Source organism: Kribbella sp. VKM Ac-2568 (assembly GCF_004345365.1).
Classification (GTDB): Bacteria; Actinomycetota; Actinomycetes; order Propionibacteriales; family Kribbellaceae; genus Kribbella; species Kribbella orskensis.
This window is the reverse complement of sequence record NZ_SLVF01000001.1, coordinates 130,866-152,230: the sequence shown is the minus strand read 5'-3', so window position 1 is coordinate 152,230 and position 21,365 is coordinate 130,866. Positions and strand designations below refer to the sequence as shown.

The 21,365-nt window shown below is 66.3% G+C and carries 15 protein-coding genes; 4 read left to right on the top strand and 11 right to left on the bottom strand.

Annotated features, from left to right (window positions below; genetic code table 11):
* Nucleotides 1–911: 911 nt before the first annotated feature.
* Both EV648_RS00700 and EV648_RS00695 read right to left on the bottom strand, forming a co-directional pair.
* On the bottom strand, nucleotides 912–2,993 hold the full coding sequence (locus EV648_RS00700; RefSeq protein WP_132284000.1) for a glycosyltransferase family 39 protein: 2,082 nt from the start codon (nucleotides 2,991–2,993) through the stop codon (nucleotides 912–914).
* Nucleotides 2,993–4,225: a bifunctional glycosyltransferase family 2/GtrA family protein gene (locus EV648_RS00695; protein WP_132283998.1), complete on the bottom strand. Its 1,233-nt coding sequence runs from the start codon at nucleotides 4,223–4,225 to the stop codon at nucleotides 2,993–2,995. The genes EV648_RS00700 and EV648_RS00695 overlap by 1 nt, the downstream gene beginning before the upstream one ends.
* A 274-nt stretch (nucleotides 4,226–4,499) precedes the next feature.
* Between EV648_RS00695 and EV648_RS00690 the strand changes: the two genes are divergently transcribed.
* Complete coding sequence (locus tag EV648_RS00690) at nucleotides 4,500–5,984, top strand: SulP family inorganic anion transporter (RefSeq protein WP_132285004.1); 1,485 nt, start codon at nucleotides 4,500–4,502, stop codon at nucleotides 5,982–5,984.
* Here the strand turns inward: EV648_RS00690 and EV648_RS00685 are convergent.
* The 6 genes from EV648_RS00685 to purD all read right to left on the bottom strand — a co-directional run bounded on the left by EV648_RS00685 (nucleotide 5,968) and on the right by purD (nucleotide 11,139).
* On the bottom strand, nucleotides 5,968–6,372 hold the full coding sequence (locus tag EV648_RS00685) for a hypothetical protein (RefSeq protein WP_132283996.1): 405 nt from the start codon (nucleotides 6,370–6,372) through the stop codon (nucleotides 5,968–5,970). The genes EV648_RS00690 and EV648_RS00685 overlap by 17 nt on opposite strands.
* 1 nt (nucleotide 6,373) lies before the next feature.
* Complete coding sequence (locus EV648_RS00680) at nucleotides 6,374–6,730, bottom strand: hypothetical protein (protein ID WP_132283994.1); 357 nt, start codon at nucleotides 6,728–6,730, stop codon at nucleotides 6,374–6,376.
* Between the two features lie 3 nt (nucleotides 6,731–6,733).
* A complete protein-coding gene (gene purB, locus EV648_RS00675) occupies nucleotides 6,734–8,179 on the bottom strand; it encodes an adenylosuccinate lyase (RefSeq protein ID WP_132283992.1) in 1,446 nt (481 codons plus the stop codon).
* Between the two features lie 181 nt (nucleotides 8,180–8,360).
* Nucleotides 8,361–8,966, bottom strand: a complete 606-nt coding sequence (locus EV648_RS00670) for a hypothetical protein (protein ID WP_132283990.1) — start codon at nucleotides 8,964–8,966, stop codon at nucleotides 8,361–8,363.
* On the bottom strand, nucleotides 8,959–9,462 hold the full coding sequence (locus tag EV648_RS00665) for a SigE family RNA polymerase sigma factor (RefSeq protein ID WP_132283988.1): 504 nt from the start codon (nucleotides 9,460–9,462) through the stop codon (nucleotides 8,959–8,961). The genes EV648_RS00670 and EV648_RS00665 overlap by 8 nt, the downstream gene beginning before the upstream one ends.
* A gap of 393 nt (nucleotides 9,463–9,855) precedes the next feature.
* On the bottom strand, nucleotides 9,856–11,139 hold the full coding sequence (gene purD, locus EV648_RS00660) for a phosphoribosylamine--glycine ligase (protein WP_132283986.1): 1,284 nt from the start codon (nucleotides 11,137–11,139) through the stop codon (nucleotides 9,856–9,858).
* A gap of 121 nt (nucleotides 11,140–11,260) precedes the next feature.
* On the opposite strand from purD, the gene EV648_RS00655 reads away from it, so the two are divergent.
* From EV648_RS00655 to EV648_RS00645, 3 genes are read left to right on the top strand one after another with little or no spacing between them, the layout of a single operon-like run.
* Entirely contained in the window at nucleotides 11,261–12,220 is a 960-nt protein-coding gene (locus EV648_RS00655; protein ID WP_241994789.1) for a carbohydrate ABC transporter permease, read from the top strand.
* Nucleotides 12,217–13,065 carry a carbohydrate ABC transporter permease gene (locus EV648_RS00650; protein ID WP_132191925.1) on the top strand — a complete coding sequence of 283 codons (849 nt, stop codon included), beginning with the start codon at nucleotides 12,217–12,219 and terminating at the stop codon, nucleotides 13,063–13,065. Before EV648_RS00655 ends, EV648_RS00650 begins: the two co-directional genes overlap by 4 nt.
* A gap of 29 nt (nucleotides 13,066–13,094) precedes the next feature.
* Complete coding sequence (locus EV648_RS00645; protein WP_132283984.1) at nucleotides 13,095–14,504, top strand: ABC transporter substrate-binding protein; 1,410 nt, start codon at nucleotides 13,095–13,097, stop codon at nucleotides 14,502–14,504.
* A gap of 877 nt (nucleotides 14,505–15,381) precedes the next feature.
* Here EV648_RS00645 and EV648_RS00640 read toward each other — a convergent pair.
* The 3 genes from EV648_RS00640 to EV648_RS00630 are packed head-to-tail and all read right to left on the bottom strand — an operon-like array spanning nucleotide 15,382 to nucleotide 21,351.
* Complete coding sequence (locus EV648_RS00640; protein ID WP_199234379.1) at nucleotides 15,382–18,555, bottom strand: type I restriction endonuclease subunit R; 3,174 nt, start codon at nucleotides 18,553–18,555, stop codon at nucleotides 15,382–15,384.
* 8 nt (nucleotides 18,556–18,563) lie between these two features.
* Nucleotides 18,564–19,760 (bottom strand): restriction endonuclease subunit S, encoded by a 1,197-nt coding sequence (locus tag EV648_RS00635; RefSeq protein WP_158293858.1) that lies wholly within the window; start codon nucleotides 19,758–19,760, stop codon nucleotides 18,564–18,566.
* Complete coding sequence (locus tag EV648_RS00630) at nucleotides 19,753–21,351, bottom strand: class I SAM-dependent DNA methyltransferase (RefSeq protein WP_199234378.1); 1,599 nt, start codon at nucleotides 21,349–21,351, stop codon at nucleotides 19,753–19,755. The genes EV648_RS00635 and EV648_RS00630 overlap by 8 nt, the downstream gene beginning before the upstream one ends.
* Nucleotides 21,352–21,365 lie beyond the last annotated feature (14 nt).

The following is a 21,365-nucleotide window of genomic DNA, read 5'->3' as shown; positions in this document are numbered from 1 at the left end:
TGAAGCGTGTCGCTCCTCTCGCCCTCCGTGAGCAACACGCTCCCGCCTCGCCTAAATGGTGCTACGCACCAGATGACAGTCCCTGCCATTCAAGCCTGTCAGGTGGTCCTTGGCCTGCCCGTCGGACCACCTGTCAGGTGGTCTTTGTCTGACCGTCGGACTGCGTGCTCTGCCCAGGCACCTGCTGTCCCGGAGGTACTGCGCCCGACTCCTGCGTCCCGTCGCCGGGCGCCGTCCCCTGCCCGGGCACAGTCCCCTGCGTCCCGTCGCCGGGAGCTGTCCCTTGCCCGGGCACAGTTCCCTGCGTCCCGTCGCCGGGAGCTGTCCCTTGCCCCTGCGTGCCCGGGGCCGTTCCCTGGCCCTGCTGCGTGCCGGGCGCCTGCTGGGTGCCCTGACCAGGCTGGGTGCCCTGCGGAAGCTGCCGGAACCCGCCGCCAGGCCCGTTGAACTGCGTCTGCCCAGTCCCACTCCCCGAGCTCCCCCACGCATGCCCAACCGCCGTCCCGCCGAGGAACGCCAGCACAGCCAGCAGCGACCCGGCCCCCGCAAGGACAACTCCAGTCGGCTTCCCATCCCCAGACCGCCACCGACTCTTCGGCGCCGCGGCCGACGCATCACCCGGTACTCCGGTGCCTGTGGCACCCGCCGCGGCCGGCACTCCGGTGTCCGCCGCAGACGGCACTCCGGTTCCAGGGTGGCTCGCGGCCGAGCCGACACTCGGGTTGCCTGGTGTTTGGGCTCCGTGGCGGGCTGCTTGCCACTGCTGCTCTCCCCGTCCGTGTCCCGGCTGCCCGGGGCCGGTAGCAGGCGTCGGGGTTCCTGCTGACGGCTGCGGGTTGGTGACCCAGTCTGGGACGTTCGGGTGGGACGGGGTGCCAGTGGGGTTCTGTGTCATCGCTAACTCCGGATTGTCAGTTGGTGGTGAGGTCGTAGATGGTGGTGGAGCCGACGGTCTGGGCCTGGAAGTTCTCGGCCACCCAGGTGCTGATCTCGCTCGAGGTGCCGCCGCGACCGCCGCCGAAGCCGCCACCACCGGAGCCGATGAGGTAGTGGATCTTGCCCTGGGCAACCAGTTCCTGGAACTGAGCCAGGGTCGGCGCCGCGTCGGTTCCGTTGAAGCCGCCGATCGCCATCACCGGGACCTCGGCAGCGATCTGCACCGGCGCCGCCCCGTTCGCTGTGACTGCCGCGGCGGCCCAGGTGTACCCCTTGGCGCCCTGCTGCAGCAGCGTCACCAGCTCACTGGACACCCCGCTGATACCACCACCGCCGAGGAAGCCGCCGGCGCCAGCCTGTCCGCGCCCGGTCGTCCCGGTCCCGCCCTGACCGGTGGTTCCACCCTGGCCGTTCGTGGTGCCCGGCGCGCCTTGCCCGTTCGTAGTACCGGTTCCACCCTGGCCGTTCGTCGTACCGGTGCCGCCCTGGCCGGGAGGTGCGCCCATCGGGCCGCCGCCTCCGCCCATCCGGCCGCCTGCGCTCGCCGGTCCGGCCGACGGGAGGGCGCCGGCGTGGGCCGTGCTGATGGTCTGGATCGAGTACGCCGCAGGTCCCGCGAGCGCCGTCAACGCCAGCAAGGTGGCGGCGAACAACCCGGCCCGCCGGACCGTCGTACGACGCAGCTCGAGCTCCGGCAGGATCAGTACCAACCCAGCAGCCGCGACCCCGGCGATCAGGATCGTCCAGCGCAACCACGGCAACCAGGTAGGTGTTGCCTGCAGCAAGGAGAAGCTCCACCCGGCCGTCAGCAAGGCGCCGCCGGCAAGAGCTGCGCGCGGCAACCACTCCGCCCGCCGACGCCACAGCACCATCGCGGCGGCCCCGATCAGGGCACCGATCGCCGGAGCGAGCGCGATCATGTAGTAGCTGTGGATGATCCCCTGCATGTAGCTGAAGACCAGCCCGGTGACGACCAGCCACCCACCCCACAGAACCGCGAACGCCCGAGTCTTGTCAGTACGTCCCGCACGGCCCGCTGCGACCACCAGCACGATCGTCGCCAACAACGCCGTCGGCAACAGCCAAGCGATCTGGCTGGCGAACTCCCCGCCGAACAGCCGCTGCAGTCCCGTTGCGCCACCCCAACCGGGGTTTCCGACGCCACCGCCGACAGAACCGGTCTCGTTGCCCGTCAGCCGCCCGAGTCCGTTGTAGCCAAGGGTCAGCTCGAGAATGCTGTTCGTCGTCGATCCGCCGATGTACGGCCGAGCCGATGCCGGCATCAACTCCACGATCGCGATCCACCAGCCGGCACTGACCACCAGAGCGGCCAACGCCCCCAGACTGTGCAGCAGCCGCTTCCCGAGCGCAGGCTTACCTGCGATCAGATACGCCAAGCCGAACGCGGGCAGCACCAGGAACGCCTGGAGCATCTTCGTCAGGAACCCGAAGCCCACCAGCACGCCCGCCAGCGCCATCCACCGCGCAGCATGCCGCTCCGAGTCGATCGCCCGCGTGACGGCCCAAGCACCCGCCACAAGGAGCAGGATCAACAGCGCGTCCGGGTTGTTGAAGCGGAACATCAGTACGGCGACCGGCGTCAGCGCCAGGATCGCCCCCGCGAGGAGAGCCGCGTTCGCTGAGAACCACCGCCGCACGGACACGTACAGGAAGGCGACACTCGCGACGCCCATCAACGCCTGCGGGATCAGCATGCTCCACACACCGAACCCGAAGATCCGCCCGGACAACCCCATCACCCATAGCGAGGCGGGCGTCTTGTCCACCGTGATGAAGCTCGACGAGTCGAAAGCCCCTAAGAACCAGGCCTTCCAGCTGGTGGAACCAGCCTGTACGGCGGCCGCGTAGTACTCGTTGGCATAGCCGTTCTTGGACAGCCCCCACAGATAGGCGATTGCTGTCAGCAACAACAGTCCGCCGTACAGCATCTTCTCGCGGCTGATCGAGTACCCCGTGACGAAAGCGCGGGGTCCCGCCCGGCCGCCGGCATCCTGGGATGCCGGGGGGACGGTATGGGGTTCGGTGATCGTGCTCATCAGTTGCTCCGGGTGGTGTCGAGAACCGCCGGGGGTTCGAAGGTGGGAAGGGTGGGCGCGTCGTCGTCGAAGATCCAGGTCTGGAAGAGGCAGAACCGGACCACCGTGGCGGCCAGGTTGGCGACCGTGAGTACCGCGATCTCGACGCCCGGAGCCGGTACTGCGACCGCCGTGTGCAGCAACCACAGCGACGAGGCGGTCAGGCTCCACCCGATGGCGAAGGTGACCAGGCCGCGCAACTGGTGGCGGCCGCGGTTCTCCACGCCGCGGACGCCGAAGGTGATCCGGCGGTTCAGCGCGGTGTTCCCGACGGCGGTGATGAGCAGCGCGAGAACGTTGGCGACCTGGGCCGGCATCGCGTGGCGCAGCCCGAGGTACAGCAGGGCATAGGCGACGGTGCTCAGCACGCCGATACCGGCGAAGCGCAGTACGCGAGTAGCCAGGGCGGTCCGCGGATCGGCGATCGCGGGACGTCCGAAGGCTTGCCGCACCGGCTCGAGCGCGATGCGGCCGCGGCCGAGATCTCTGCTCAGCCTGGCGATTCCGCGGAGGTCTTCGACCGCCGTCTTGACGATGGCGACCCGCGAGTCCAGGTCGTCCACCCAATCGACCGGGACCTCGTGGATCCGCAGCCCCGCGCGCTCGGCCAGCACCAGCAGTTCGGTGTCGAAGAACCACTCGGTGTCCTGCACGAGCGGCAACAGCTCCGCCGCCACATCGGCACGGATGGCCTTGAACCCGCACTGCGCGTCGGAGAACCGCTGGCCCAGAGTCGCCCGCAGCAAGAGGTTGTAGCCGCGCGAGATGAACTCCCGCAGCGGCCGCCGGACCACCCGGGAGGCAGGGACCAGACGGGTGCCGATGGCAACGTCGCTGTGGCCGGCCAGCAACGGCGCGACCAGCGGCAGCAGCGCGTTCAGATTTGTCGACAAGTCAACGTCCATGTAGGCGAGCACGTCGGCCGTGCTCTCGGACCAGGCCCGCTTCAGCGCGCGGCCACGGCCCCGCTGCTCTAGCCGGACGATCCGGACCCCGGGCAATTCGGCCGCCAACTGGCAGCCGATCTCCCAGGTGGCGTCGGTGCTGCCGCTGTCGGCGATGCAGACCTCGGCCGGGAACGGGAACGCGGTGTCCAGGAATTCCCGGAGCCGCCGGACGTTCGGGCCGAGGTCGTACTCCTCATTCAGAACGGGTACGACGATCTCGACCCGATGGCGACCTGGTATCTGCATGTCACCGATGTTGTCCGGCGAACCTTAGCCAGCCCCTGCGCTCGGCTGGCAGTTCCCTGGGAGTCCACCGCAGCGGTCCGCCCGCGGCCGCAACCGCCTGCTCGGATAGAATTCGAGCCGATCCCACCCGGTGCCAGGAGGCACCCGCTCTGCCCCCGGCGCCGCTGAGACGCCGTCCCCTGGCGCGACGAGGCGCCGTACACCGCCCGGCCGGAAGGCCGCCGCCCAGACCTGCCTGGAGTACCCGATGCCCTCGCTGACGCCCGGGTCAGCCATGCCCGCGTCCGACATCACCTCGCTGCGCGCCGTACTCCGGTCGCCGCAGCGGCTGCGCGTCGAAGTACTGGCGGGGCTGGTGGTCGCGCTGGCGCTGATCCCCGAGGCGATCAGCTTCTCGATCATCGCGGGCGTCGATCCGCGGGTCGGCCTGTTCGCCTCCTGCACGATGGCGGTGTCGATCGCGTTCCTCGGCGGCCGGCCGGCGATGATCTCGGCGGCGACCGGCGCGGTGGCGCTGGTGATCGCGCCGGTGATGCGCGACCACGGGTTCGACTACCTGATCGCCACGGTGCTGCTGGCCGGGGTGATCCAGATCGTCCTGGGCGTCCTCGGGGTGGCCAGGCTGATGCGGTTCATTCCGCGTTCGGTGATGGTCGGCTTCGTCAACTCGCTGGCGATCCTGATCTTCCTCGCTCAGCTGCCGCACCTGATCGACGTACCGTGGGCGGTCTATCCGCTGGTGGCCGCGGGCATCGTCATCCTGGTGGGACTGCCCAGACTGACCAAGGCGGTGCCCGCACCGCTGGTCGCGATCGTGGTGCTCTCGGTACTCGTGACGGTTGCGTCGGTCGGGGTTCCGACCGTCAGCGACGAGGGCAAGCTGCCGGACAGCCTGCCGTCGCTGTTCTGGCCGAACGTCCCGCTGAACCTCGAAACCCTGCGCATCATCGCGCCGTACGCCCTGGGGATGGCGCTCGTCGGCCTGCTGGAGTCGTTGATGACGGCCAAGCTCGTCGACGACGTCACCGACACCCCATCGTCGAAGACCCGGGAGGCCTGGGGACAGGGCGCCGCCAACGTCATCACCGGGTTGTTCGGCGGGATGGGCGGCTGCGCGATGATCGGCCAGACGATGATCAACGTGAAGGCGTCCGGCGGCCGCAGCCGGCTGTCCACCTTCCTCGCCGGGGCGTTCCTGCTCATCCTCGTGGTCGGGCTCGGCGACATCGTCGGCGACATCCCGATGGCCGCCCTGGTCGCGGTGATGGTGATGGTCTCGGTCGGCACCTTCGACTGGCACAGCATCCGCCCGCGGACCTTACGCCGGATGCCGCGCAGCGAGACCACGGTGATGGTGGCGACCGTGATCGTGGTCGTCGCGACCCACAACCTCGCCATCGGCGTCGTCGTCGGCGTGCTGGTCGCGATGGTGCTGTTCGCCCGGCGGGTGGCCCACTTCACCCAGGTGGCCGAGATCGCCCAGCCTGACGAGAACACCAAGGTCTACAAGGTGACCGGCGAGCTCTTCTTTGCCTCAAGCAATGACCTGGTCTACCAGTTCGACTACTTGCACGACCCGGCGACGGTGCTGATCGACCTCACCGACTCGCACATCTGGGACGCCTCGACGGTCGCCACCCTGGACGCCATCACGACGAAGTACCAGCGCTACGGCAAGACCGTCGAGATCATCGGCCTCAACCCGGCCAGCGCCGAGCGCCGCGACCGGCTGGCGGGTCAGCTCAACGCGTCCCACTAGCGGTACGCCGGAGCCAGAGGAGGCCGAGGACCGGGAGGACGACCGGGATGAAGAAATACCCCTGGCCGAAGTGGGACCAGACGGTCTGGTCCGGGAAGTCCTCGGGCGCCAGGTAGCTGAACACGCCGATCGTGAGAACGCCGACGAGCTCGACCACGATCGCGACGTACGCGACCTTGCGGGAGACGACCGTAGCCTTCGCCAACGCGAAGGTGGCCGCGCAGTAAATGACCGCGGCAACGGCCGACAGGATGTAAGCGATCGGCGCCTCGGAGAACTGGGTCGCGATCTGTACCGCGGCCCGCGAGGTCGCCGCCAACGCGAAGATCCCGTACACCGCGATCAGGATCCGGCCGGGCCCGTGCCTGGTCGCCTCCGCATCCGCCATCTCAGGCGACCCAGATGTCGTGCAGCCGGAGTTCCAGCACCGGGATCACCAGACAGGCGACCGCCAGCGCGCCCGCTCCCCAGCGACTGCTCTCCGCCAGGGCCCACAGGGCGCCAACCGGCAGGACGATCAGCGCGCCGATCAGATACCCGACGAAGAAGGGCCCCGACACGTCCCGGTCAGTGCCGATGAGCTGGACGATCCCGACCACCAACTGGGCCAGCAGCGCAGCCTCGACGACACCGAGCAGACCGAGCAACCACCAGTTGATCCGGCGATCGAGGGCAGCCAGCACCACAGCGAAGACCATCGCGGCCAGCGACAGGGCGACCAGGGCCCAGGTGAGCGGATCGAACACGAGCTAGAGGATGTCACCCGGCGTGTAGGCGGCGGCTTCGGGGTAGCGCTTCGCGAGCAGGTCGATCGAGGCGACCACGCTGTTCACCTGGGCGAGCGCCGCGCCGGTGAACGACAGCGGCTCGCCGACGATCCCGACGATCTGCTCCTCCGTCAGGCCGAGCCGGCCGTCCTCGCCGAGCCGCCGGAACAGGTCGTTGCCCGGCAGCCCCTTGCGCAGGTCCAGCGCCGTCCCGACCGCGTGCTCCTTGATCACCTCGTGCGCGGTCTCCCGGCCGACGCCGTTCTTCACCGCGGCCATCAGCACCTTGGTGGTGGTGAGGAACGGCAGGTACCGCTCCAGCTCACGCGCCACCACGGCCGGGTAGACGCCGAACTCGTCGAGCACCGTCAGGAACGTCTCGAACAGCCCGTCCAGCGCGAAGAACGCGTCCGGCAGCGCGACCCGCCGTACGACGGAACAGAAGACGTCACCCTCGTTCCACTGGTTGCCGGCCAGCTCGCCGGTCATCGAGGCGTACCCGCGCAGGATCACGGCCAGGCCGTTCACCCGCTCGCAGGACCGGGTGTTCATCTTGTGCGGCATCGCGGACGAGCCGACCTGGCCCTCCTTGAAACCCTCGGTGACCAGCTCGTGCCCGGCCATCAGCCGGATCGTGGTCGCCAGACTGGACGGCCCGGCCGCCAGCTGCACCAGCGCGGTGACCACCTCGTAGTCGAGGGACCGCGGGTAGACCTGGCCGACGCTGGTCAGCGTCCGGCGGAACCCGAGGTGCTGAGCCACCTCCGACTCCAGCCCGGCGAGCAGCTTCTCGTCCCCGCCGAACAGGTCGAGCATGTCCTGCGAAGTACCGACCGGGCCCTTGATACCGCGCAGCGGGTACCGGTCGATCAGCTCCTCGAGCCGCGCGATCGCCACCAGCAGCTCGTCGGCTGCCGACGCGAACCGCTTGCCCAGCGTGGTCGCCTGCGCGGCGACGTTGTGCGAGCGCCCGGTCATCACCAGTGCCGCGTGATCCGCCGCCTTCTGCCCCAGCTGTACGACGGTCGCCACCGCGCGATCGCGGACGAGCTCCAGGCTCGCGCGGATCTGCAACTGTTCGACGTTCTCGGTCAGGTCGCGGCTCGTCATGCCCTTGTGCACGTGCTCGTGCCCGGCGAGGGCGTTGAACTCCTCGATCCGTGCCTTCACGTCGTGCCGCGTGACCCGCTCACGGGCAGCGATCGACTCCAGGTCGACCTGGTCCGCCACCCGGCTGTAGTCCTCGATCACCCCGTCCGGCACGGCGACCCCGAAGTCCTTCTGAGCGCTCAGCACCGCTAGCCACAACCGCCGCTCGAGCACGATCTTGTGCTCCGGCGACCACAACTCAGCCATCGACAAGCTGGCATAACGAGCAGCAAGAACGTTAGGGATCCGAGGCTTCCTGGGAGTCGACACGTCCCCCATTCTCCCTGGTACCACGAGTCGCCCGGTACGGCGGGTCGACCCTGGCGGATCCTCGGTGACGCCGACCCGCCGGTGTACCGGAGGACAGGAAGTACTCGCCGGGTAGACCACCGCCGGGCTTGGAGTACGCCTCGAACCTCGGCGACCATCCCAGTACTACCTGTCACTCCGTACACCGACCTCAGCGCTTCACCGTCAGCAGGGCGCAGGCGTCGGCGACTGCTCGGTCTTCCATGATGCAGAGCAGGTAGGTGCCGTCGGTGATCGTGGTCGGGACGATCAGGTGGTCGGGGCCTGGGCCGTTGACACCGATGGCGCGCCAGCCGCCGCCGGGGTCGCCGGCCTTCCACCAGCCGGGGCGGGGTGGGACGGGGACGCCGTTGTTCGTGGGGCCCGCATAGCGGTCGGAGCTGAGGTAGTAGAGGACCTTGGAGCGGTCGGTGGCATCGGAGATCGTGAACGCCAGCCCCCGGAAAGACTTGGGTGGGAAGGTCAGCGAGATCTCCTGGCCGGGGTGGGCTGTCGCAGGGGTGATCGTCATCGTCCCGGCCCATCTAGGATCCAGGGTCGGCGTGTTGATGACGGGATCCTGCGTGCCGTCTGTCGCACTCCACGGCGACAGCGCAGCGACGGCGGCGACCGCCAGCGCCACGCTGACCGCGGCGGACCACCGAAATCGCTGGCGACGGCGAGCGCCAGCCCCGGCCAGCACTGCGGGGAAGTCGCCGGTCGCCTGCTCAGCGTGATGGTCGGCGAGGGTGCGGAGATCCTGGGCGAGGTCAGCCATGGTCGGTACTCCTCAGGGTCAGCGACTGGGAGAGCGCCTGGCGGGCTCTCGACAGCCTGGATTTGACCGTGCCTTCCGCGACGCCGAGGGCCTCGGCGATCTGTGCGACGCTCAGATCGCACACGTGGAACAGCACGGCGACCTGCCGGGCCGGCATCGGGAGTTCGGCGAGAGCCCGCTCGAGGTCGATGCCGTCGCCGTCTGCCGGATCCCGTACTGCGGTCGGCGGCACCCGGCGCAGGAGTACGGCGAAGCGGGCCGCATTCCGGTGCCGGTTCGCGGCGAGCCGGACCGCGACCAGGCGGACCCAGGCCTCTGGTGACTCGTACCGCGAGATCTTCTGCCAGCGCGGCACCAGCCGGACGAACGCCTCCTGGACGATGTCCTCGGCCTCAGCCCGTGAGCCGGTGAGCAGCGTGATGACGCCGACGAGCCGCGGCTGCTGCGCCGTGTAGAACTCACGCAGCGCGGCTTCTTCGGTCTCCGTCAGCCTCATGTTCTTCCACACCCCCGACCGCGCCGCCAGGTTCCCTCATTCGGCGACGACCAGGCGAGCGCAGGATGTCGTTGGGGCTTTGTGGGTGCAGAGGTCGTACGACCCGGGGGCCGTTGGAGGCGGGATGACCAGGTCCCGGCGGGACGGTGACGGTGATCAAGTGCCCTGGACGCAGGGCGGCGTGTGAACCCGCCACCTGCCGCGAGGTCGTCATCTCCACAACCATCGGTACCTCTGCTCCGGTACCACGGTTGGCTCGGTCGGTACCTCTTCGGCCGCCCCCAGGATCGTCCCCATGACACCTACACACCCGAACCCCGCCGAAGGTTGCATCGAGCCTGGGGAATGACAGAACGCCGCAACCGTGTGGGTCGCGGCGTTCTCAGTGGACTCCTACTGGGCGAGCTCGATCTCGCCGCGGGATGCCTTCAGGGCGATGTCGGTGCGGTGCTGGGAGCCCTTGATGAGGATCTGGCCGACGCCGGCATATGCGCGCTGGCGAGCCTCGTCCAGGTTCTTGCCGGTCGCGGTGACCGCGAGGACCCGGCCGCCGGCGGTGACCAGCTCGCCGTCCTCGACCGCCGTACCCGCGTGGAAGACGCGGACGCCACCCGCCTCGGCCTGCTCGATGCCGGTGATCACGTCACCGCTGCGGGGGTTGACCGGATACTTCTTGGCGGCGACCACCACGGCGACGGAAGCGCCCATGCTCCAGTTGAGCGGTACCTGATCCTCCAGTCTGCCCGTCGCCGCGGCATAGAGGAGTCCGCCAAGCGGCGTCTTCAGCAGCGGAAGCAGGGCCTGCGTCTCGGGGTCGCCGAAGCGGCAGTTGAACTCGATCACCCGGAGGCCGCGCGACGTCAGCGCCAGGCCGGCGTAGAGCAGCCCGCTGAACGGCGTACCGCGGCGGCGCATCTCGTCGACGGTCGGCTGGAGCACCTTCTCGGTGATCTGCTCGACCAGCTTCTCCGGTGCCCAGGGCAACGGTGTGTAGGCGCCCATCCCGCCGGTGTTCGGGCCCTCGTCGTTGTCCGCGAGCCGCTTGAAGTCCTGCGCGGGCTGCATCGGCAGCACCGTGACGCCGTCGGTGATCGCGAACAGCGACACCTCCGGGCCGTCCAGGAACTCCTCGATCAGCACCTGCTCGCAGCCGGCCGCGTGGGCGAGCGCCTCCTCGCGATCCGAGGTGACCACCACCCCCTTGCCCGCGGCGAGTGCGTCGTCCTTCACCACGTACGGCGGGCCGAAGGCGTCGATCGCCTCGGCGGCCTGCTCGGGCGTGGTACAGACGTAGGCGCGGCCGGTCGGCACGCTCGCGGCGGCCATCACGTCCTTGGCGAACGCCTTCGACCCCTCGATCTGGGCTGCCTCCCCGGACGGGCCGAAGACCGCGATCCCCGCCGCGCGGAGCGGATCGGCGAGCCCGGCGACCAGCGGCGCCTCCGGCCCGACGACCACCAGATCGCAGCCGACCTCGGTCGCCAGGGCGACCACCGCGTCCTGGTCCGAGATGTCCACCGGTCGGCAAACGACCGTTTGTCCGTCGTACGCCGGTTGCAACGCCGCGATGCCAGGGTTGCCCGGGGCCGCGACGACCTGCTCGACATCAGGGTCCTGGCTCAGTGCCCAGACCAGTGCATGTTCGCGGCCGCCAGAGCCGATGACTAGAACCTTCACGACGCATGAGCCTAGGGCATCTCGTCCGCGGGTGCGCAGGCGCGAGCGGTCACCGGACGCATGGACCGGGCTGCGTGAGCCCTGCGCGGTGTAAGACTGCGCCTTGACTGGAGGTATTCGCTTGACTACAACTTCCGCACCGGCCCGCCCCGGCAGCCGGCCGGCCGCCACTTCCGCACCGGTCCGCCGCCCTGGCAGGCGGCCGACCGCCGGCTCAGTGGCTTCCTGGCTGATGCTGTTGCCCTGCGTGGTGATCTTCGCCCTCTTCATCGTCTGGCCGCTCGGCAAGTCCGTCTCGCTGTCCCTGCACGGCTCCGACCTGTTCGGCCGCCCGGACGCGTTCGTCGGGCTGCAGCACTACCGCGACATGCTCGGCAGCGCGGAGTTCCGGCACATCCTCTGGGTCACCTTCGCGTTCGTGCTGCTGACCGTGATCCCGGGCGTGCTCGGCGGGCTGGCGATCGTGCTGCTGCTGGAGCAGCACATCAGGGGGATCCGGATCTTCCGGACCGCCTTCGCGCTGCCGTTCGCCTTCTCGGTGGCCAGCGCGTCGGTCATCTTCGCGACCATCTACAACCCGGCGATCGGCCTGGCCAACGGGCTGCTCGGCCGGTTCGGGGTGGACCGGATCGGCTGGCTGACCGACCCTGAATGGGCGCTGATCAGCGTCTCGATCACCACCGTTTGGATGAGCATCGGCTACAACGTGCTGGTGCTGTCGGCCGGGATCGGGGCGATCCCGACCGAGATCAACGAGGCAGCCACCCTGGACGGCGCCGGCGGCTGGCGGGCGGCCCGGTTCATCACCGTGCCGATGCTCGGTCCGCAGCTGTTCTTCCTGATCGTGATCTCGACCATCCAGTCGCTGCAGGGCTTCGGCCAGATCAAGATCCTCACCCCCGAAGGCGGACCCGAGCAGTCCACCAAGACGCTCGTGTACTCGATCTACCACACCGCCTTCGCCAACAACGCCAGCGACTTCGGCGCCGCCTCGGCGCAGGCGATCGTGCTGCTCGTCATCCTGCTCGCCTGTACGGCGATCCAGTTCGGCGTACTCGAGAGGCGGGTGCACTACAAGTGAGGAAGCTGACCGTCGGACGACTCGTCACGTACGCCGTACTGGTGGTCGCCGCGCTCGCGGTGATCTTCCCGGTGTACTACGTGATCGCGGGCTCGATCATGTCGCCGGGGCAGATCTCCGCGTATCCCCCGGACCTGTTCCCGCACGGCGTGTTCACCGGCAACTACGAGGGGGCCACCTCCACCACCGCGATCGGCCGGCAGTACCTGAACTCGATCCTGCAGACCTCGGTGATCACGCTCAGCCAGCTGATCACCAGCGTGCTCGCGGCGTACGCGTTCGTCTTCATGAAGATGTGGGGCCGGACCCTCCTGTTCGGGTTGTTCCTGGCCACGCTGATGGTGCCGTGGGAGTCGATCGTGCTGCCGAACTACCTGACCATCACCGGCTGGGAGCTCGGCGGCCAGCGGCTGACCACGTCGTACGCGGGCACGATGATCGCGCTGGTGCTGCCGTTCCTGGCGAACGCGTTCGGAGTCTTCCTGCTGCGGCAGTCGTTCCTGCAGTTCCCGACCGAACTGCGGGACGCGGCCGTGATCGACGGGTGCGGCCACTGGCGCTTCATCCGGCGGATCCTGCTGCCGCTGAACAAGCCGGCCCTGATGGCGGTCGGCCTGTACGTCTTCCTGGCCGCTTGGAACCAGTTCTTCTGGCCGCTGCTGATCGGCGACAACGCCAACCGGCGGACGCTGCAGATCGGCATCAGCCAGCTGAACGACGTCGAAGCGGCCGACCCGGGCCTGATCCTGGCCGGCGTCACCCTGTCCATCCTTCCCACCCTGGCCATCGTGATCTTCGGCCAGCGCTTCATCGTCCGCGGCCTGACCGCGGGCGCGATCCGGTAAGTGAGCGTTCGATGAAAAGAGGCACAGCGATGCGATCTGTCCGACAACGGCGTACGGCGACCGCGGCAACCCTGCTGGCAGTGGTGGCGCTGGTCGCCGCCGGCTGCGGTGGCGGCGACTCCAGCGGCGACACCGCGAGCGGCGGCCAGGACGCTCCCGGCGCGGACGCGCTGGACAAGGCCACCGGCGTCACCAAGGTGACCTTCTGGCACGGAATGAAAGGCGCGAACGGCGAGGCCGTCGACAAGCTGGTGAAGGCGTTCAACGCCGAGCACACGGGCAAGATCGAGGTCACCGCCGTCTACCAGGGCGACTACGACGAGACGATCACGAAGTACAAGACCTCCGTGCAGCAGGGCAACACGCCCTCGGTGGTCCAGATCTACGACATCGGTTCGCGGTTCATGATCGACTCCAAGCAGACCGTGCCGGTGCAGAGCTTCGCCGACAAGGACGGCTACACGCTGGACTCGATCGAGCCGAACATCGCGAACTACTACTCGATCGACGGCAAGCTCAACTCGATGCCGTTCAACACGTCGATGCCCTTGCTGTACATCAACAAGGAAGCGTTCGTGAAGGCCGGGCTGGACCCTGCGAAGCCGCCGACGAACCTCGACGAGATCATGGAAGCCGCGAAGAAGCTCACCATCAAGCAGGGTGGCAAGACGGTCCAGTACGGCTTCAACGCCGCGATCTACGGCTGGTTCATGGAGCAGCTGATCGCCCAGTCCGGTACGACGTACTGCGACAACGAGAACGGCCGCAAGGACCTCGCCACCCAGGTGAACTTCGCGGACGAGCAGGGCGTCAAGGTGGCCACCTGGTACCAGCAGATGGTCAAGCTCGGCTACATGCCGAACACCGGCAAGAAGACCGATGACGCGCAGGCGGTGTTCAAGTCCGGCACCTCCGCGATGCACCTGGAGTCGACCGGCGCGCTGCGCGGCTACCTGGACGCGGCGAAGGGCAAGTTCACCGTACTGACCGCGCCGTTCCCGAAGATCACCGCCTCGGACACCGGCGGCCCGATCATCGGCGGCGCCTCCCTGTGGGTCGACGGCCCAGGTCACTCCGACGCCGAGAAGCGCGCCTCCTGGGAGTTCGTGAAGTTCGCGTCCTCCCCGGCGCAGCAGGCTGCCTGGCACACCGGCACCGGCTACTTCCCGATCAACTCCAAGGCCCTCGACCTCCCCGAGGACAAGGCCTGGGTGGCGCAGTACCCGCAGTTCACCACCGCCATCACCCAACTCCACAACACCAAGCCCTCCAACGCCTCCTCCGGCTGCATCCTCGGCGTCATGCCCCAGTCCCGCAAGGCCTCCGAAGACGGCCTGGAGAAGGCAGTCCTAGGCACCGACCCCACCCAAGCCATGAAGGCAGCAGCCGACTCCATCAAGCCCCAAATCGACCAATACAACAAAACAGTCAAGAAGTAAGGTTCTCTTCCTGACTCTTACGACCGAAGAAGTGCGGAGACGCCTCCGCACTTCTTCGGACGTAACACGAGTACTGCGGCCGCCCAACCGGCAATTCTCGGTTGCTGGGTATCCCGAGTAATGAGCGGATCGCCCCGACCAACCCGCAGCCAGGAGCTCTGCGAGGTCGTCCTGGAGTAGGAGATAGCCGAGATCATCGCGGCCCGTTGCGCCAAGACGCCGATCGCCTCGAATGCCTCATGCAGGCTGTCGAATACCGCGAAGCCGACTGCCGGCACGTACATGGCTGGACCGAATCCTCTCGGGCCCGAATCCAACCCCTTGGACCGCCGCTTCGCCGAAGCCGCCCTCGACACCTCACCTCTTGTTTGGCACGACCGCTGACACTCGATTCCGGTCACAGACCCACGAAATCACATCAGCGGCGTGCTGGGCGAGCTTCCCGAACTGAACTCGGTGTCACCGAGCTGGGCGCCTGTATCCGCTCGGGTCAACTTCCGTACCGAAAAGGGACGACACCTTCGAGTCGGTAACAACCCATGCCTCGAATCGCTCACCACTGGCCGTAGAGATGACGACCACGCCCCAGCCTTCGAAAGACCGCGACAGCTCGTCCTCGCTAGCGCCTGCAGCGACGGCTGCCCTGCGGGCGGCCAGCTCGGCATGCCAGGTCGCCTGCGCAATGTGATCTTCGTTCGCGTCTGGCCGGACCGCGAAAACGGCAGTCGGTCTGACCTGGTCGTCTGTAGTCAAGGTCTCTCCTTCAATAGCCGTGAGGGATGCTCGCTGAGTGAGCAAAGCATCGGTCTGCTTCTCGCTACATGGCGAGGGCGAGATCTTTGAAGCGTCCTGCCGCCGGGCGGCCAGACGTCTGCCATCAGCGCACCTGGCCACCGTTGGGAGACCAGTCCTCCGCGAAGGTCTCCATCTGGCGGATGACAAGCTGGATCGCGGCCGGCTGGGCGTCGGGCGGATATCCATGCCGCGCCAGGAGCCTTTTGATGGTCGTGCGGAGCTTGGCTCGAACGTCGTCACGCGACATCCAGTCTGTGGTGACGTCACGGCGCAGCGACCTGACTAGGTCCCGGGCAATGTCGGCGAGTACTCCTGTTCCCATCTCGCTCACCGCGGACTCGTTCTGCGCTACGGCGTCATAGAACGCCAACTCGTCCTGTGTGAGCGCGGGCGCGAAGGTCGTTCCCCGATTCGCATCGGTGGACACATCCCTCGCCATCGCCACAAGCTCGGCGATCACCTCCGCCGCGGACAGGTTCTGGTTCGCGTATTTCGTCATCAGTTCCAGCAGCCGATCGGAGAAGCTCTGTTGCCGTACGACGTTGTGCCGCGTGACCTTGCGCATCTCCTGCTCGATGAGCCGGCGAAGTGCCTCGATCGCCAGATGCGGCGTCCGGCTCTCCTGCATCTTCTTGATGAAGGCCTCGTCAAGGTGGCTCAGATCCGGACGCGGGATGCCGGCGGCCTCGTAGAGATCGGTCACGCCACCTGCCTCGATGGCGCTCGCGGTGAGCTGCCGGAGGTACAGGGCGACATCGGCCGGAACTGGCTTGCCGCTAGCCTCCCGCTCAGCCGCGTCGAACTTCGCCATGTACGACCGGACGGCCTCAAAGAAGGAGATGTCGTCCCGATAGTCGTTCAGCTCGCCGCTACTGGAGCAGAGCGCGAAGAACCGGGCCAGCTTCGACGACGCCTGACGGAACCTGTCGGCGAGCGTGTCCTCGCCCTCATCTACCTGGTTGCCGGGTGTCTGGGGGTTCCGAACGTAGTCGACCGTTTTGAGCACCGCGTTCAGGAAAGGCCGCGGCCCCTTGGATTTGAGAAGGCCGCGCCAATCGACTCCGGCCAGGATCACGTTCCCGACCGTGTCGACCAGATCTCGCACCTGGGCGAGCGCCTCATCAATGTCCCGGCCCGTCGGCTTCGAGTGCTTATCCGTGACGCTGTACTCGGCCAGCGCAGCGTACAAGTTCTCGGTGAGCGGGGCGTATCCGACGAGAAGCGCGTCCTGCTTGTTCTTGTAGGTGCGATTCACGCGCGCGAGGGTTTGCATCAGCGCCGCCCCCTTCATCGGGCGGTCGAGATACAGTGTGTGCAGCGGTGGCGAGTCGAAGCCCGTCAACCACATCGACTGCACGATGACGAGCTCCAGCTCATCGTCAGCCTTCTTCATACGCTGCTGGATCGCCTTGTTCTGCGACGGCCTGCGCACGTGCTTGCGGATCGGGTCAGAGTCCTTCGGCGTACCGGTGTAGACGACCTTGATTTTGCCCTTGTCGAGGTCGTCATCGTGCCAGTCAGGACGGCGCTCAATGATTTCTGCATAGAGGTTGGCGCAGATCTCGCGGGTAGCACAGACGATCATGCCCTTGCCTGGCACCTCGATGAACTTCTCCATCTGGCTGCGGCGGTTCTCCCAGTGCTGGACGACGTCATCCGCAAGGACACGCAGCCGGTCAGGCGCGCCGTACAGAGCGTTCATAGCTGCGACGGCCTGCTGAATCCGCTGGCGTTCGGCATCATCGAGACCAACGGTCACCTCGTCGGCGCGCTCGTCGATGAGTTCCGGATCGACGTCATCGGGAAGGTCGACCTTGATGAGCCGGCTCTCGTAGTAGACCCGCACCGTAGCGCCGTCCTCAACAGCACGGCTTAGGTCGTATATGTCGATGTACTCACCGAACACGTTGCGGGTGTTGCGCTCAGCGGTCTGGACCGGCGTACCGGTGAACGCGATCATGGTTGCCTTCGGCAGCGCCTGCTTAAGATGCCGCGCGTATCCGTCAAGGCTGTCGTAGTGGCTGCGGTGTGCCTCGTCCACGATGACGATGATGTTGTTCCGCTCAGATAGCAGCGGATGATGGAGACCGGACTCCTTCTCTTCCTTGGACAGTCCGAACTTCTGCAGGGTGGTGAAGATGATGCCGCCGGTGGTCCGGTTGGACAGCGTCTCCCGCAGTTCATCGCGGCTGGCTACCTGAACCGGAGTCTCCGGCAGTAGCTTGCTGGTGACGAAGGTCGTGAACAGCTGGTCGTCCAGGTCGGTGCGGTCGGTGATGACGACCACCGTTGGATTGCCGAGCGAACGGTGGCGTAGCACCTGGTTTGCGTAGAGCTCCATCTCCATGGACTTGCCGGAGCCCTGGGTGTGCCAGACGACGCCGGCCAGGCCATGACTGCGAACGGCCTCGATCGTCTTGCCTACTGCCTTGTCGACGGCGTGCCATTGGTGCGGTCTGGCGATGCGCTTCACGAGTTCGGAGCCGGTGTCCGCGAATGCGACATACCCGTTGAGCAACTGCACCAGGCGGCGGTGTTCAAACAGGCCGAACAGGAGGACAGACAGCGCAAGGTCCTCGTCGCTCGTCGCAACGGGCACTGGATTGCCGTCTTCATCAATATTCCACGGGACAAAGTGCTCGTACGGCGTGAAGGGCGTCCCGTACTTCGCGGTGATGCCGTCGGACACGACGCAGGTCATCGTGTAGCGGAACGCCAGTGGGAGCTCCTGCACGTAGGTCATCAGCTGGGCGTGCGCGCCTCTGATGTCTGCGTGAGCATCGCCGGCCTTCTTGAGTTCAATGATCGCAAGCGGCAGGCCGTTTACATACAGAACGATGTCGAGTCGGCGCTTGTGATCGCCTTCGATAACGGTGACCTGACGGACCGCGGTGTACTCGTTGTCGTCCGCGTTCGAGCTGATGACTCGAACGGTCGGGTTCTGCTCGGTGCCGAACTCGTCCGTGTAGACAACCTTGCGGATGCCCTCCGTGAGGTACCGATGGACGTGGTAGTTCTCCGCCTTGGCGTCCCGCGACTGCGGCGTGACTACGAGCGACACCGCCTCATCGACGGCTGGCGGTGGCAACTCAGGGTTCAGCCGGGCGATTGCCGCATGCAACTTCCCGTGCAGAATTAGATCCGCCCACGACTCCCGCTCCCCCGAGCTAGGAGCAACTTTCGCGCCATCGAACAACTCCCAAGCCAACTCACCCAGAACGTCGAATGCAAAGTCCTCCCACTCCCCCTCGCTCATATCCCTGATCATGTCGCGTTCCCCACAACCCTTTCCGCATCCTTGACCCGCAACTTCCCGGCCATCAAATATGGCAACAACGTGTCCCTCAGCAGCGCAAGTGCGGTTGACTCTCGTGCAGCGCCGACCATTCGCCATACAAGTGGGTCGGTTAATGATTCGAACCGCCCTAATGCAATCCGACTAGGAACCTTCACCGCAACTGCATCAAGATCGCCTTTGTTCAGATGAGCTACAGTCGTCCCGGTCTTGTAACCCTCGATTTCCGCAAGCGGCCCGCGCAGGATCTCTCGTGCAAGCGCCGCCCCGCCCCCGATCCGCGATGTCGCGTAGAACACACGCTGATTGAGAAGGCCCGAATCGCCGGCCCAAATCATCGGCCTGAACTCACCATCCATCCCGGCGACGGTGTCACCAGATTGAACGACCCGATCGCGTGGGAGTCTTTGGGTAGTCCAGATCTGCGGGGTTTCAGTCTTTAGGTCCCTGATACGAATGAGTGGCAGCCCAAGACGTCGTTCGTTGAAGTGGCTAGAGGAAAATGCGGCTCCGAATGTGACGTCTAGCACCTCACCCAACTTCATCTCGGTGAGCCCGTCGGCCATAGCAGCCTCGTCATACAGCGCACTTATGAGGGTACTGGAGGATGAACGTATGTCGGAATCGACAATAATCTTGTCATCCAGCGCCCCCAGAACTTCCGCGATCGCCTGCTGACGGTCGATGCTCGGTAGCGTGATCGTCAGCCGCGCCTGGTCCGCCAAACTGAGGTAAGGAGCCATATCAGTGCCGTGCGCCATTGCTCGTAACTGTGCACGAAACTCGGGCGACCGCGACCAGTAATATAGATACCGCGGATCGATTTGACCGTGATCGAGACTTCGCCAATAGCTGAGATGAGGAGAATAAACAAAGGACGGCGCATCCTTCGGAACGATACCGACCCGTCCGGTACTATTGCCTTTGGTTGTGATTACAGTATCGCCTGGCTGGCCGATTTTCCGCCGGAGGCGTTCATCTCCGATGGCACGGAAACGTTCGAGTCCCAACCAGTCGAAGCCAGAGTCACCAAGGTTGCCAGCGCGAAGAAAATACGGACCGGTTCCACCCAGTTCTTCCAACTTTGCACGGTGACCGTCACCAACTGCGACATAGCCCCGATCCATTAGGCCGCCAAGCGTTACCGATGTGGTCAGTTCAGGCATTGAGGCGCTCCAACTGCTCCCGCACGACTTTCTCGATTCGAGCGGACTCATCAAACTGAATGAGGAGTTGTTTTGTCATGCGTTCGATCTTGTCAGCGATCGACTCGTCATCATCTTCATCGATGGCGGCTTGCCCCACATAGCGGCCAGGCGTCAAAGTATGGTGATGAGCGCGAATCACGTCCTGCATCGCCGAGTAGCAGAATCCGGGGTCGTCGGCGTAGCTCAAGTTGGCGTCGCGGGCGGACTTGGTTCCGCGCCAGGCGTGGTAGGTTTTGGCGATTTTCGCGATGTCCAGCTCCGTGAGGACGCGCTCGGTGCGGTCGATCATCGTGCCCATGGTCCGAGCGTCGATGAAGAGCACCTCGCCGCGACGATCCGCCAGCCTCTTCGCGCCCTGAGGCGATTTGTCCTTCGCAAAGAACCAGAGGCAGGCCGGGATCTGCGTCGTACGGAATAGTTGGGGCGGCAGCGACACCATGCAGGACACCAGGTCTGCTTCAACGAGCGCCGCCCGGATATCACCCTCACCGGATTGCTTGGACGACATCGAGCCGTTAGCCAGCACGACACCAGCCGTGCCACGCTCGGCGAGCTTGGAGATGATGTGCTGGAGCCACGCGAAGTTCGCGTTGCCTTGCGGAGGCGTGCCGAAGCGCCAGCGGGGGTCGTCTGCCTTGCGCGCCCAGTCCGACATGTTGAAGGGCGGGTTCGCAAGGATGAAATCCGCCTTGACGTCCGGGTGACGGTCCTCGCGGAAGGTATCTCCCCAACGTGAGCTCAGGTTGCCACGGATGCCATGAACGGCGAGGTTCATCTGGGCGAGCCGCCAGGTGCGCTCGTTCGACTCTTGGCCGTAGACCGAGATGTCATCGCGCCTACCGCGGTGCTCGTCGATGAACTTCTCGGCTTGAACGAACATGCCGCCGGATCCGCAGCACGGGTCGTACACGCGGCCTGCGTACGGCTCGAGCACGTTCACCAATACCTTGACGACACTCGCGGGCGTGTAGAATTCGCCACCCCGCTTGCCCTCTGCGCGGGCGAATCGCTCCAGGAAGTACTCGTATACCTCGCCGAGCACGTCCCGAGCCGAGCGATCGGCATGCCCAGTGAACCGGGCATCGCCGATGAGATCGACAAGCTCCGCCAGCCGGTTCTGGTCGACATTGTCGCGGTTGAAGATCTTCGGCAGAACACCGTTCAGCGCCTCGTTGGACTTCATCACGACGTCCATCGCCGCGTCGAGCTGAACGCCGACGTTGCCCTGCTTGGCGTCGCGGGCGATGGCTTCCCACCGAGCTGTCGCCGGCACCCAGAACACCCCGCGTCCCTCGTACTCGTCCGGGTCGTCCAGGAACTGTTCGACCTGGCTCTCCGGGACGCCGTCCTTGAGGACCTCCTCGCGAATCTGTTCACGGCGCTCATCGAACGAATCGGAGATGTACTTGAGGAAGACGAGGCCGAGCACGAAGTCCTTGTATTGCGACGCGTCCATCGAGCCGCGCAGCTTGTCGGCGGCCTTCCAAAGCGTGTCATGCAGCTCGGCCATCGTCGGCGGGCCGGTCGGCTTCTTCTTGCGTGGTGGCACTTCTTCTCCTTGTT

Bases quoted from the DNA above. Each gene is read 5' to 3' on its own strand.
- EV648_RS00700 (WP_132284000.1), bottom strand. From the start codon at position 2,993: ATGAGCACGATCACCGAACCCCATACCGTCCCCCCGGCATCCCAGGAT.
- EV648_RS00695 (WP_132283998.1), bottom strand. From the start codon at position 4,225: ATGCAGATACCAGGTCGCCATCGGGTCGAGATCGTCGTACCCGTTCTG.
- EV648_RS00690 (WP_132285004.1), top strand. From the start codon at position 4,500: ATGCCCGCGTCCGACATCACCTCGCTGCGCGCCGTACTCCGGTCGCCG.
- EV648_RS00685 (WP_132283996.1), bottom strand. From the start codon at position 6,372: ATGGCGGATGCGGAGGCGACCAGGCACGGGCCCGGCCGGATCCTGATC.
- purB (WP_132283992.1), bottom strand. From the start codon at position 8,179: ATGGGGGACGTGTCGACTCCCAGGAAGCCTCGGATCCCTAACGTTCTT.
- EV648_RS00670 (WP_132283990.1), bottom strand. From the start codon at position 8,966: ATGGCTGACCTCGCCCAGGATCTCCGCACCCTCGCCGACCATCACGCT.
- EV648_RS00665 (WP_132283988.1), bottom strand. From the start codon at position 9,462: ATGAGGCTGACGGAGACCGAAGAAGCCGCGCTGCGTGAGTTCTACACG.
- EV648_RS00645 (WP_132283984.1), top strand. From the start codon at position 13,095: ATGCGATCTGTCCGACAACGGCGTACGGCGACCGCGGCAACCCTGCTG.
- EV648_RS00640 (WP_199234379.1), bottom strand. From the start codon at position 18,555: ATGAGCGAGGGGGAGTGGGAGGACTTTGCATTCGACGTTCTGGGTGAG.
- EV648_RS00635 (WP_158293858.1), bottom strand. From the start codon at position 19,760: ATGCCTGAACTGACCACATCGGTAACGCTTGGCGGCCTAATGGATCGG.